This window comes from Vibrio sp. MACH09 (assembly GCF_033238805.1).
Classification (GTDB): Bacteria; Pseudomonadota; Gammaproteobacteria; order Enterobacterales; family Vibrionaceae; genus Vibrio.
On record NZ_BSFZ01000001.1, the window covers coordinates 243,768 to 257,031 of the forward strand.

Below are 13,264 nucleotides of genomic sequence, written 5' to 3' on the forward strand. Positions count from 1 at the left end.
ATCTTACCAAGGTTGTCAGTATGTTAATTGTCTCTAGTAATTAAAGATCGGCTTTTTTGTTTCGAGAATATTGTCGATTGGCTTTGTTCTCTGTCATGCTATCGATAATTCGGTGATAACTCTGAAAGCGTATTGCAGATATCTTTCCTTCGTCAACGGCTTGGCGCAAAATACAGCCGGGATCATCGAGGTGCTTACAGTCTCGGAATTTGCATCCTCCTAGATGTGGACGAAACTCAACAAATGCCTCTGTCACTTCATCTTGGTTTAGGTGCCACAAACCAAACTCTCGTATTCCTGGAGAATCAATTAAATCACCACCAGTAGAGAAGTGGTACAGTCGAGCTGCTGTTGTAGTGTGTTGGCCTAATCCTGAGTTTTCCGACACCGCACCTTCTTCAACGTTAACCTCTGGTAGCAATGCATTGACCAAACTAGACTTTCCTACGCCAGATTGCCCAACAAAAATATTAATCCTATCTTGTAATTCGCTTTCAAGCTGACTTATGCCTTCACCTGACTCTTTACTTACAAATAGAACTTTATAGCCAATTTTTTCGTAAATGGAGAGCTGTTCACGATACTCGGTTATTTGCTCTGAAGAGAGTAAATCAATTTTATTCAATACAATAAGAGGAGCTATATGCAATGTTTCTGACGCAATGAGATAGCGATCGATAATATTGAGAGACAGTTCAGGCAATACAGAAGATACAATCACCATTTGGTCTACATTAGCAGCTACAGGCTTTAAACCATCGTAATAATCTGGCCTAGTTAAAATGGAGCTTCTCTCTTTTACCGCTTCAACGACACCTGAAATTCCAGCCATAGATTCAAGACCTGCCCGCCAAATTACATTGTCTCCAGAGACAAGACTTTCAATGCCTCTACGCAAGTTACAGCGATGGATCTCTTTTGTGACGGTATCTTCAATGTCAGCATGTTGACCGAAACGAGTAATGACTAAACCACTTTTTGTGTCGCCTAGCATCTCTTCGTTCCATTGAACATTATCGTCTTTCTTCAGACGCTTACTCTGATTGTTTCGAACGCGTCGAACTTGACCTTTTGTCAGCTTTTTCTTTTTTGCCACAGTATCTTGTTGCCTTATCGGGGGCTATTTTTACGTTGTTCAACAGTAACGAGAAACCTCGAAACGTTAACACAGCCTATGGTTGTTTCACCTTTGGACGAGTATCATACCTTTTTTATCGACAAAATAGGCAATTCATCAATGTCATTCAGTGATCAAAATTTAATTTGGGTAGATCTTGAGATGACGGGGTTAGACCCGGAACAGCACAAGATCATCGAAATCGCGACAATTGTGACAGACAGCGAATTAAATATATTAGCGGAAGGCCCTACCATTGCTGTTCATCAGTCAGAGCAAGAATTAGATAAAATGGATGAGTGGTGTACAACAACACATACAGGTAGTGGGCTGGTAGAGCGAGTTCGTGCAAGCAATATTGATGAGCAAGAAGCGATTAAGCAGACGATTACTTTCTTAGAGAAGTGGGTTCCTAAAGGAAAATCTCCTATTTGTGGTAATAGTATTGGGCAGGATAGACGCTTTTTATACAAGCATATGGCTGAACTAGAAGAGTATTTCCATTATCGGTATGTTGATGTAAGTACTTTAAAGGAACTAACTCGTCGTTGGAAACCAGAAGTATTGGATGGTTTTTCTAAAACGGGGAGCCATTTGGCACTAGATGATATTCGCGAATCTATTGCGGAACTGAAATATTATCGAGACAACATCTTCTCTATTTAGACTCTGCTCCATACTCAGAGACATCAATATGAGGAGTTAGCGTGTTAATGCACTCCTCTGGGTGAGTTTATTGGTTCTTTTTTCAGCAAGTAGTAAAAAAAACTCACTTTTTTTGAAGAAGGACTTGCATCACAAAAAAATGCTCTTATAATTCGCAGCCCTGAACGACGAAAGACGATTCAGTTTGCGACACTAGCTCAGTTGGTAGAGCGCAACCTTGCCAAGGTTGAGGTCACGAGTTCGAACCTCGTGTGTCGCTCCAAATTTTATTTATCGTTTTGGCGATAAATGGTAGCGAGAATCAATGACGCTACACTTTCTTTAATTAGAAAGAATAAGCCATCATCATGCTTTAAATGATGAAACACGGACGCGGGGTGGAGCAGCTTGGTAGCTCGTCGGGCTCATAACCCGAAGGTCGTCGGTTCAAATCCGGCCCCCGCAACCAATTTAAAGGTGTTGTGATTTGCTAGCTCGTCGGGCTCAGCCATTCATAAAACCCAGCGAAGGTCATCGGTTCAAGTCCGGCCTCTGCAACCAAATTTAGATTGTTTGATTCAATTTCAGATGATTTTGCGACACTAGCTCAGTTGGTAGAGCGCAACCTTGCCAAGGTTGAGGTCACGAGTTCGAACCTCGTGTGTCGCTCCAAATTGTATTTATCGCTTTGGCGATAAATGGTAGCGACAATAACGCTACACTTTCTTTAATTAGGAAGAATAAGCCATCATCATGCTTTAAATGATGAAACACGGACGCGGGGTGGAGCAGCTTGGTAGCTCGTCGGGCTCATAACCCGAAGGTCGTCGGTTCAAATCCGGCCCCCGCAACCAATTTAAAGGTGTTGTGATTCGCTAGCTCGTCGGGCTCAGCTATTCATAAAACCTAGCGAAGGTCATCGGTTTAAGTCCAGCCTCTGCAATTAAGTTTAAAGGTGTTGTGATTCGCTAGCTCGTCGGGCTCAGCTATTCATAGAACCTAGCGAAGGTCATCGGTTCAAGTCCGGCCTCTGCAACCAAATTTAGATTGTTTGATTCAATTTCAGATGATTTTGCGACACTAGCTCAGTTGGTAGAGCGCAACCTTGCCAAGGTTGAGGTCACGAGTTCGAACCTCGTGTGTCGCTCCAAATTTTATTTATCGCTTTGGCGATAAATGGTAGCGACAATCAATGACGCTACACTTTCTTTAATTAGAAAGAATAAGCCATCATCATGCTTTAAATGATGAAACACGGACGCGGGGTGGAGCAGCTTGGTAGCTCGTCGGGCTCATAACCCGAAGGTCGTCGGTTCAAATCCGGCCCCCGCAACCAATTTCTCTTTTGAGAAAATACTGCTCTTTATCTTGTTCCAAGTTTTACAAAATCTCACAAAAGCAATTTATCCTTTGTTGTTGGGTAATATACCCAGTTGTATCGCTCTTTTAATGCTGTGAAGCATTACATCAAACATCAAAATACTTAGTGTTTTATCAATAAAAATTTTCCACCGCTTTAGCTCAGCATTTTCGGTGGCTCTGTCCAGTTTTTAAAAAATAATTAACAGACTTATCCACATTACAAGTTCTGTGGATAACCTAGTGAATAAAATTATTTTCCCTACGATATTTCTTATTATTGCAAGATCATTACTATGAAAACAAAGGTCTAATTACCCAATCAATCAAACGTAACCTGTTGATATTTAAGTGTTGTAGTGGGTTTTCTCTTTGGTGGGGGATGATCTGAAAGGATCATTAACTGATTTTTCATTGATCTTTGTCATTTCTTACTAATGTGTTTAACTTTTTCTAAGTAAACGTTTTGCTATAAGGCTATATTTCTTTTCCACACCTCATTTTTGAGGGCAATGTCAAATAAATAGCTCATAAAATAGTCATTATTATTTATATAAAGAAATGATACCAATTGCATTAATTTATATTTGAGTACTTGAATGGGTATAAGCGGAAAATGGAAATAGGCACTAATCAATAAAGTGCCCATTTTAGGCATCACGTGGTAATCCTTTTTGTACGATACGGATTAATCGCTCTGTTTTTGTGTTTTTATACGGCAGTTGATTCGTTTGTTGTTCAATTGCCCAAGTAATATGTTCATCCAATATGGAGTTAATACCTAGTCTATTCTCGAGTGCGCTTACTATTTCTAATGAATAAGGAGCATTGCCTAATGCGACGGAGATATTTCTTAGCCACTGAATGTAACCAATGCGTCGTATTGCGGAACCTTCTAATCTTTTTAAAAACTCCTGCTCGCTCCATAAAAATAGCGTTAATAATTCATTAGATTGGAATTCTTTTTTTCTATAGAAATCGGGTTGTTCCGTTAGCTCAGAGAAGCGATTCCACGGGCAAACTAACTGACAGTCATCACAGCCGTATATCCTATTCCCTATCGCTTTTCGAAATTCAACTGGGATAGTACCGTCAAGCTCAATAGTTAAATATGAAATGCACCTTCTTGCATCGACAACTGCGTCATCAATAATCGCGTTCGTTGGACAGGAGGTTATACATGCTCGACATTTTCCGCACTCATTTGTTGCTGGTTTATCCACGGGCAGTGGTATATCAACAAGTAGTTCACCTAAGAAAAACCAGGAACCTGCATTCTCGTTAATAATAAGCGAGTGTTTACCAATCCAACCTAAACCGGCTTCTTGTGCTAAAGGTCGTTCTAAAATAGGGGCGGAATCAACGAAGGGTCTATAACCTAGTTCGTTGACTTGTTGCTCTATTTTTTGACCAAGCTTTTTAAGCTGATTTCTTAATAGTTTATGATAGTCGCGTCCAAGTGCGTAGCGGCTAATATATCCTTGATTAGTGTCGCTTAAATCAGAAGAAAACTGAGCTTCAGGTGGTAGATAATCCAGCCTTACACTGATAACTCGTAAGGTACCGGGCAGTAGTTCATCTGGTCGGGATCTCATCGTGCCGTGTCTGGCCATCCATTCCATTTCACCGTGGTAACCCGCATCTAACCAATCAAGCATCGCTTGTTCATACTTAGATAAATCTATATCACAGATACCAACCTGCTGAAAACCAAGTTCTTTTCCCCAGTTTTTGATATTGTCAGATAGTTCTTGATAGTCCATGATAATTAAAATTATTATAAATAATGACATCAATTTTAGCTGATTTATCTATATACTAAAACAACTCAATCGATGGATGTATCGCTGAGCAGAACAGGCCATTTAACTTGGCTGTTTGAAGAGAAGATTGCCATTGAGTTTCTCTGAAGTAGTAGTAAATTTGAAACTTATTCGCTAGGGTCTTGTCTCTCAATTTGAATAAGGTTTACTATTGCTGTTCTTTTGATTTTTGTAATCAGTGAAGATAGAAGATAAATAAGTACAATGAAGACAATAACAACGACTTTAAATGATGAACAGGCGACTATTCAATTAGGAACGTCTTTAGCCAGTTTATGCAGCCAACAAACAACTATATATTTACATGGTGATTTAGGTGCAGGCAAAACAACGTTTAGTCGAGGTTTTATTAGAGCGCTCGGTCATATAGGCAATGTTAAGAGTCCTACTTACACCCTGGTTGAACCCTACCAATTGGCTTCTTGGCAGGTATACCACTTTGATTTATATCGGCTGGCAGATCCAGAAGAGCTCGAGTTTATGGGGATAAGAGACTATTTTACCGATGATGCGATTTGCTTGGTTGAGTGGCCTGAGAAAGGTCAGGGTTTACTGCCTGAAGCCGATCTAGATATTGAGTTGCGTTATCATGGTGAGCAGAGAGTTGCTTATTTGGTGGCCAATAATGATTATGGTTTAAATTTGCTTAGTAGAATGGAGCTATCTTGATTTATAAGCAGTTTAGAATACTTTGCCTGATTTTATTCACAACATTGATTGCTGCGTTAACATCAAACGTTTCTGCAAATACGTTGGAAAGTCTACGAGTTTGGCCGTCGCCAGACGAAACTCGAGTGGTTATTGATCTAAAAACTGAAGTCGAGTATAGCTTTTTTACTTTATCCAGCCCCTATCGTTTAGTTGTCGATCTGAAAAAAACCAACATTGATACAAAATTGCCGATTACGGTTAAAAACAGCAAAATTCTAAGCAAAGTCCGTAAAAGCACCCCACCAGAGAAAGGTACTTATCGTCTGGTTTTTGAATTAAAACGAAAAGCAGCGGCCAATTTATTTAAATTAAAGCCAACACCTGGTGGAGAGTATGGTCACCGATTAGTGATTGATATTCCACACCAAGCATCGAGTAAAACGCCAACTAAAAGCAGTGCAACGGTTACTCAGCCAAAAGTAAGTAAAGATGCTTCTCAATTAGCTGGAACGGCAGATATTATCGTGGCGATAGATGCGGGGCATGGAGGTGAAGATCCCGGTTCCATCGGACCTACTCGAAAATATGAAAAGCATGCAACCCTAAGTATTTCGCAAAAGATTGCTCAGCAACTAAATAGCATTCCAGGTATCAAAGCGGTAATGACGCGAAAAGGTGACTACTTTGTTAACCTGAATAAACGTTCTTCTATTGCAAGAAAAAATAAAGCCCATCTGTTGATTTCTGTTCACGCAGATAGTTTTCGCTCTCCTAAACCTAGAGGGGGCTCCGTATTCGTATTGAATATGTCGCGTGCAAACTCAGAAATAGCTCGCTGGGTAGAAAAACAAGAACAGCAATCTGAGTTATTAGGTGGCGCAGGTGAAGTTCTGTCAAAAACGAATACCGATAAAAATGTCAGCCAAACTTTGTTAGATCTGCAATTCAGTCATTCTCAAAAAGAGGGCTTTAAGGTTGCGACTCATATCCTAAAGGAAATGGGGAAAGTGACACGTTTACATAAAAAAGATCCTGTCCACGCTAGTCTAGCCGTTTTAAAGTCACCAGATATCCCTTCTGTATTGGTTGAAACGGGTTTTATCTCTAATCCGACTGAGGAAAAGCTGCTTTTCCAGCGAACGCATCAAGATAAGTTGGCGACAGCTTTAACCAAAGCGATTGTTCAGTACTTTGAAACCACACCACCTGAAGGCACTCTGTTTGCACAACGGCGAAATGCGAAGAAGCATAAAGTCTCTAGAGGAGAGTCTTTATCTGTGATTTCAAAAAAATATGGTGTCACCACACAGGCATTAATGCGTGCTAATAATCTTAAAAGCAGCGGCTTAGCTATTGGTCAGGTACTGATCATTCCAGCTAATCGTTCACCTATTGTTGTTAAAAAACAAGCAAACCCAGTAGAAACAAAGGTGATTACCCACGTGGTTAAGTCTGGAGAGTATCTCGGTAAAATAGCGACCAAATACAAAGTCACAGTGGCTAGCATCAAAGCACAGAATAGGCTGAAAAAAGAGACCCTTTGGGTTGGACAAAAGCTGAAAATAACCGTCAAACTTAAAGATGTTCCTATTCGTAAACATAAAGTAAAACGCGGGGAATTCTTAAGTAAAATCGCTTCTCAATACGGTGTGACAGTTAATGGTATCCGTAGCGCGAATAAGCTGCGTTCCGATAAGCTAGCTGTTGGCCAAGTTCTGGTTATACCAAATAGATGACGATAAAAATACTGCCGGCGAGACTGGCGAACCAAATAGCAGCTGGAGAAGTGGTTGAGAGACCTGCTTCAGTGGTTAAAGAGTTGGTAGAAAATAGCTTAGACTCTGGTGCTACCCGTATCGATATTGATATCGAGAAGGGGGGCAGTAAGTTAATTCGTGTTCGCGATAATGGTAAAGGTATCCCTCAAGATGAGTTGACGCTTGCGCTGAGTCGTCATGCCACGTCAAAAATTCATACGCTGGATGATCTCGAAGCTATTGTTAGCTTGGGGTTTAGAGGTGAAGCATTAGCAAGTATCAGCTCTGTATCTAGGTTAACGCTGACTTCCCGTACTGCAACACAAGATCAGGCTTGGGCTGCGTATAGTGAAGGTCGCGAAATGGAAGTGCAGTTGAAACCTTCGGCACATCCTATTGGTACTTCTGTAGAAGTACTTGATCTGTTCTTCAATACCCCTGCCAGACGAAAGTTTCTTCGAACTGAGAAAACAGAGTTTACTCATATTGATGAGCTGTTAAAGCGTATTGCTCTCAGCCGATTTGATGTCACCATTAACTTACGACATAACGGTAAAGGAGTAAGACAGTACCGAAGTGCCAAAAATCAACTGCAAACTGAGAAAAGAATTGGCGCAGTTTGTGGCAGTAACTTTGTTAAAAACATGCTTAGTATCCAACTGGAACACAACGGAATGAAGTTGCATGGTTGGATTACTTCTCCTGATGGTGCTCGTCAACAAAATGATCTGCAGTACTGTTATGTGAATGGACGCATGATGAAAGATAAGCTTATAAACCATGCTATTCGCCAAAGTTATCAAACAAGCTTGATGTCAGATCAGTTTGCTGCGTATGTTCTGTTTATTGAGCTTGATCCACATCAGGTGGACGTTAATGTACATCCAGCAAAACATGAAGTACGTTTCCATCAAACTCGTCTGGTTCATGATTTTATCTATCAAGCGTTATCAGATGCTTTAGCACAGAGCCATTACATTGATCAGCCGAAAACTACCCATTCAGCTTATGGAGTCGATAACGATTCGAATGTTGAGCAAAAGTCGGAAGTTGAAGAACCTGCTGTGGTGACATATAGAGAACAAGAGGTGATCAATAATATCCCCTCTTATCCTGGTAGAGCGGGTTATAAAGATAGTTTTGGGACTAAAGCGGTAAATGAAAACGAGCAAAAACAAGCCAACATCAACAATGGTGAAGGTGCGATACCTAGAGCGTCATATTCAAAAAAAGAGCAGCGATCTAAAAGTAATGAATTAACGCCATCGCCAAGCCAAAAAGAATTAAAGGCATATAAAGAGCTGCTAACCACCCCAGAATTTGATGATGTTAAAATTAATCGTGAAGATAGACATCAACCAGAGCAGAGTAATCATCAATTAGACAAAATAGAAAAGCCAATCAGTAAAATAGGAAAGGCAATCTGTATAATTGAAAGTAAGTACTTACTTGTGCAAACTGATAATGATGCCGCATTATTGTCACTTGAAAAGGCAGAGTGGTATCGCGTATTAGGTCAGTTGCAAACAGACTCGCAAGCATTAACGGTGCAACCTTTGCTTGTCCCATTGTCAATTAAAGTGGGTAAAGAGTTAGTGGAAAAGGCGATGCAACGACAACCATTACTAGAAAAATTTGCGATTCAACTAAAAGAAAAGCAGACAGATAGCATAATGGTAATGGGCGTACCTCAACCATTACGTCAGCAAAACTTACAACACGTAATTCCTGAGTTGTTGCTGTTATTGGGTGACGCTAAAAGTGACATTAATGAGGCTTTTCTAGCGAACTGGTTAGCAACAGAAGTCACTAAGGTAAAATGTGACTATACTTTATCTGAAGGGATTCAAATAATTACTGAATTAGAACAGTTATGGCAGGGAGTTTTGCCATTATCTGACAAACAATTTGTTCAGGCTGTTAATTTTGACACAACTATTGCCAAGTTAAGCATTGGCTAAGCCAGAGAATGAAAAAAGAACTACCATTAGCATTATTTTTAATGGGGCCAACCGCCTCAGGAAAAACCGACTTAGCCATAAAATTAAGAAAACAGTTTCCGGTCGATATCATTAGTGTTGACTCAGCGCTTATCTATAAAGGTATGGATATTGGTACCGCAAAACCAAGTGCTGAAGAGTTAGCTTTGGCTCCTCATCGGCTGATTGATATTTTAGATCCCATTGATGCGTATTCGGCTGCTGACTTTAGACGTGATGCATTGATCGAGATGAACGAGATCGTTAATGCAGGAAGAATTCCTCTGCTCGTTGGCGGAACGATGCTGTATTACAAAGCCCTACTTGAGGGCTTATCACCACTTCCAGCGGCTGATCCAGAGGTTCGTAAGCAGATAGAATTAGAAGCAGAAAAGGATGGTTGGAGCGCATTACATGCTCAATTAAGAGATCTTGATCCCGTCTCTGCACAAAGAATTCATCCGAATGATCCTCAAAGGTTATCAAGGGCATTGGAAGTTTATCGAATTTCAGGTAAAACATTAACTGAATTGACTCAAGTTAAAGGGGATGAACTGCCTTTTAACGTAAAGCAATTTGCAATAGCGCCTAAGGAAAGGGCAGAGCTGCATCGTCGAATTGAGCTTAGGTTTGATAAAATGATCGACGCCGGATTTGAACAAGAGATGAAATCACTCTATTCTCGTAAAGAGCTTCATCCGGATTTACCTTCTATTAGGTGTGTTGGTTATCGACAGATGTGGGATTATTTAGATGGGAATTGTGATTTAGAGGAAGCGAAATTTCGTGGAATCTGCGCGACCCGTCAATTGGCCAAGCGACAAATTACCTGGTTACGCAGTTGGGATAATTTAACTTGGTTAGATAGCGAGAACATTGAACAGTCGTATAAGATCATGTCAGAGGCAATAGCTTCAAACTGATTTTGCTGTGTATAATGTGATCGTTTTTGCGTGAAAGTCTTACTCTTATGAACTATAGGTTATGGGAAAGGCTGATTTGATTCATTTAGCTCGAATGCAAAAGCAGAATAATAATATTGCCGAGCACCATAAGCTAAATAATTACAACAACAACAAACAAATAAGGAATATAAAATGGCTAAGGGGCAATCTTTACAAGACCCGTTCTTAAACGCGCTACGTCGCGAACGTGTGCCAGTTTCAATCTACCTAGTGAATGGTATTAAACTTCAAGGACAGATCGAGTCTTTTGATCAATTTGTGATTCTTTTGAAGAATACAGTAAATCAAATGGTGTATAAGCATGCGATTTCTACAGTAGTACCTGCACGTGCGGTAACACACCACAGCAACACAGAACGCCCTCATGGAGAGCGTCAACAAGAGAAATCTGAAGATTAATAGTTATAATTTAACACGAGGTTAGTTGCTTGTTTGACCGTTATGAAGCCGGTGAACAGGCTATTCTTGTTCATATAAATTTCACTCAGGATGGTGAGTGGGAAGATCTTAGCGAATGTGAAATGCTGGTATCTTCTGCTGGAGTCAATACGTTACAGGTAATCACCGGTAGCCGACAAGCTCCGCACTCCAAATACTATGTTGGAGAAGGGAAAGCCCAAGAAATAGCTCAAGCTGTTCAGTTGACTGGTGCTGAAATTGTGATTTTTAATCACGCCCTCTCTCCTGCTCAAGAGCGAAATCTTGAACTGTTGTGCAAATGTCGAGTAGTAGACCGTACCGGCCTAATATTGGATATTTTTGCTCAAAGAGCCCGAACCCACGAAGGTAAGTTGCAAGTTGAATTAGCTCAACTACGTCACCTTTCAACGAGACTTATTCGTGGTTGGACTCACCTTGAAAGACAAAAAGGTGGTATCGGTTTAAGAGGCCCTGGTGAAACACAGTTAGAAACCGATAGGCGTCTACTGCGTGACAGAATAAAAGCAATCTTACGTCGTTTGGCGAAAGTTGCTAAACAACGAGAACAAGGCCGACGAGCTCGTCATCGAGCTGAGATTCCGACAATCTCGTTGGTTGGTTATACCAATGCGGGGAAATCAACACTGTTTAATCGTATTACTGAGGCGGGTGTCTATGCTGCGGATCAATTGTTCGCAACACTGGATCCTACCTTAAGAAAGATCGAATTAGATGATGTTGGTGTGGCTATTTTAGCGGATACGGTTGGTTTTATCCGACATCTCCCCCATGATCTAGTTGCGGCCTTTAAAGCAACGCTGCAAGAAACACAAGAAGCGGACATCCTATTGCATGTTGTCGATGCCAGTGATGATCGTTTTCGAGAGAATATGAGTGCTGTTCATGAAGTACTAGAAGAGATTGAAGCAAATGAAATCCCTTCTTTGGTAGTGATGAACAAAATTGATAATCTTGAAGGACAACAACCTCGTATTGAACGAGATGAAGAGGGTTTACCTCAAACTGTCTGGGTTTCTGCAATGGAAGGTAAGGGCATTGATTTATTGTTCCAAGCACTCACTGAGCGCTTGGCAAGCCAAATGGTTCAGTATCAGCTGCGAATTCCTCCCCAATATCAGGGTCGTTTTCGTAGTACATTCTTCAATATGAAAAGTATTCAAAAAGAAGAGTATGAATCAGATGGTAACTTATTGATCAATATCCGAATGCAACAAGTAGATTGGTCTAGACTTGAGAAAAGAGAAGGGGCAGTTTTAGGTGACTTTATCGTTCACCAAAGGGCTGCTACAGTATAACGTCATATCAAATGATGGAGCTTTCTAATGGCGTGGAATGAGCCTGGTAACAATAACGGCGATAATAATGGCCGCGATAATGACCCTTGGGGTAATAAAGATCGTGGCAACCGGAATTCCGGTGGCCGAGATCAAGGACCGCCAGACTTGGACGAAGTGTTCAATAAACTAAGTCAAAAGCTGGGTGGAAAATTTGGTAAAAAAGGTGGAATACCTTCAGTAGGTGGCAGCGGCGGAGCGATGGGAATAGGTCTTATTGCCATCGTAGCAATTGCTATCTGGGTGTTCTCTGGTTTCTATACAATTGGTGAAGCAGAAAGAGGGGTAGTTTTACGCCTAGGAAAATACGATCATATCGTTGATCCTGGTTTGAACTGGCGTCCTCGCTTTATTGATGAAGTTACTCCGGTTAACGTTCAGGCCATCCGTGCATTACGTGCATCTGGTACCATGTTAACGAAAGACGAAAATGTAGTAACTGTTGAAATGGGGGTTCAGTACCGTGTGTCGGATCCTTATAAATATCTGTTTAGAGTAACCAATGCTGACGATAGTTTACGTCAAGCAACTGATTCTGCATTGCGTGCAGTGATTGGTGACTCATTGATGGACAGCATTTTGACCAGTGGTCGTCAACAAATTCGTCAAAGTACTCAAGAAACGTTGAACCGTATTATCGATAACTACGATATGGGTTTGATTGTTGTTGATGTGAACTTCCAGTCAGCACGTCCTCCTGAGCAAGTAAAAGATGCTTTCGATGATGCTATCGCAGCGCGAGAAGATGAAGAGCGTTTCATTCGTGAAGCGGAAGCGTATAAAAATGAGATCTTGCCGAAAGCGACTGGTCGAGCAGAACGTTTGAAGAAAGAAGCTCAAGGTTATACCGAACGTATTGTTAATGAAGCTTTTGGTCAGGTAGCTCAGTTTGAGAAATTACTACCAGAATACCAAGCGGCACCAAACGTTACCCGTGATCGTCTTTACTTAGACACAATGGAAGAAGTTTACACAGCTACATCTAAAGTGTTAATTGATTCTGAATCAAGTGGTAACTTGTTGTACTTACCTATTGATAAGTTAGGCCAATCTTCAAGTGAAACGTCGACAAAACGTAAAGCACAATCAACATCTGCTTATGATGATATTGAGCTTGAATCACAAAGATCTGACAATCAAAATCAGACATCATCCTCTAGTTCAACTAGCACACGTCAAGGGAGATACTAAGA

General features: G+C 40.8%; 10 protein-coding genes and 6 tRNA genes. 14 read left to right on the forward strand and 2 right to left on the reverse strand.

Translation table 11 applies throughout. The annotated features are described in order from the left end of the window. Positions 1–40: 40 nt before the first annotated feature. Complete coding sequence (rsgA, locus tag CHJ_RS01085) at positions 41–1,096, reverse strand: small ribosomal subunit biogenesis GTPase RsgA (protein WP_171754863.1); 1,056 nt, start codon at positions 1,094–1,096, stop codon at positions 41–43. 141 nt (positions 1,097–1,237) lie between these two features. On the opposite strand from rsgA, the gene orn reads away from it, so the two are divergent. The 7 genes from orn (at position 1,238) to CHJ_RS01120 (ending at position 3,098) form a co-directional block, all read left to right on the forward strand. Further along, positions 1,238–1,783: an oligoribonuclease gene (gene orn / locus CHJ_RS01090; RefSeq protein ID WP_171754862.1), complete on the forward strand. Its 546-nt coding sequence runs from the start codon at positions 1,238–1,240 to the stop codon at positions 1,781–1,783. A 186-nt stretch (positions 1,784–1,969) separates the two neighbouring features. Then, positions 1,970–2,045: transfer RNA gene (locus CHJ_RS01095), tRNA-Gly, on the forward strand. A 109-nt stretch (positions 2,046–2,154) separates the two neighbouring features. Next, a tRNA-Met gene (locus tag CHJ_RS01100) sits at positions 2,155–2,231 on the forward strand. Positions 2,232–2,358: 127 nt separating this feature from the next. Further along, a tRNA-Gly gene (locus CHJ_RS01105) sits at positions 2,359–2,434 on the forward strand. Positions 2,435–2,539: 105 nt separating this feature from the next. Beyond that, positions 2,540–2,616: transfer RNA gene (locus CHJ_RS01110), tRNA-Met, on the forward strand. A 220-nt stretch (positions 2,617–2,836) separates the two neighbouring features. Beyond that, positions 2,837–2,912: transfer RNA gene (locus CHJ_RS01115), tRNA-Gly, on the forward strand. Positions 2,913–3,021: 109 nt separating this feature from the next. Then, positions 3,022–3,098 (forward strand) — tRNA-Met (locus CHJ_RS01120). A gap of 673 nt (positions 3,099–3,771) precedes the next feature. Here the strand turns inward: CHJ_RS01120 and queG are convergent. After that, positions 3,772–4,884, reverse strand: coding sequence for a tRNA epoxyqueuosine(34) reductase QueG (queG, locus tag CHJ_RS01125; RefSeq protein WP_317918058.1), 1,113 nt, complete (start codon positions 4,882–4,884; stop codon positions 3,772–3,774). A gap of 264 nt (positions 4,885–5,148) precedes the next feature. Here queG and tsaE point away from each other — a divergent pair, with 264 nt between their 5' ends. From tsaE to hflK, 7 genes are all read left to right on the forward strand, one after another. Then, the gene (gene tsaE / locus CHJ_RS01130; RefSeq protein WP_171754860.1) at positions 5,149–5,613 is read left to right on the forward strand and encodes a tRNA (adenosine(37)-N6)-threonylcarbamoyltransferase complex ATPase subunit type 1 TsaE; all 465 of its coding nucleotides are present in this window, start codon (positions 5,149–5,151) and stop codon (positions 5,611–5,613) included. 17 nt (positions 5,614–5,630) lie between these two features. Beyond that, entirely contained in the window at positions 5,631–7,331 is a 1,701-nt protein-coding gene (locus tag CHJ_RS01135) for a LysM peptidoglycan-binding domain-containing protein (protein WP_317918059.1), read from the forward strand. Further along, positions 7,328–9,313, forward strand: a complete 1,986-nt coding sequence (gene mutL, locus CHJ_RS01140) for a DNA mismatch repair endonuclease MutL (protein ID WP_317916665.1) — start codon at positions 7,328–7,330, stop codon at positions 9,311–9,313. Before CHJ_RS01135 ends, mutL begins: the two co-directional genes overlap by 4 nt. Positions 9,314–9,321: 8 nt before the next feature. Then, positions 9,322–10,254 (forward strand): tRNA (adenosine(37)-N6)-dimethylallyltransferase MiaA, encoded by a 933-nt coding sequence (miaA, locus tag CHJ_RS01145; RefSeq protein WP_171754858.1) that lies wholly within the window; start codon positions 9,322–9,324, stop codon positions 10,252–10,254. A gap of 174 nt (positions 10,255–10,428) precedes the next feature. Further along, positions 10,429–10,695 (forward strand): RNA chaperone Hfq, encoded by a 267-nt coding sequence (hfq, locus tag CHJ_RS01150; protein WP_171754857.1) that lies wholly within the window; start codon positions 10,429–10,431, stop codon positions 10,693–10,695. A 29-nt stretch (positions 10,696–10,724) separates the two neighbouring features. Beyond that, on the forward strand, positions 10,725–12,032 hold the full coding sequence (hflX, locus tag CHJ_RS01155) for a ribosome rescue GTPase HflX (protein ID WP_317916666.1): 1,308 nt from the start codon (positions 10,725–10,727) through the stop codon (positions 12,030–12,032). A 27-nt stretch (positions 12,033–12,059) separates the two neighbouring features. Then, a complete protein-coding gene (gene hflK / locus CHJ_RS01160; RefSeq protein WP_317916667.1) occupies positions 12,060–13,262 on the forward strand; it encodes an FtsH protease activity modulator HflK in 1,203 nt (400 codons plus the stop codon). The last annotated feature ends 2 nt before the right edge of the window (positions 13,263–13,264 follow it).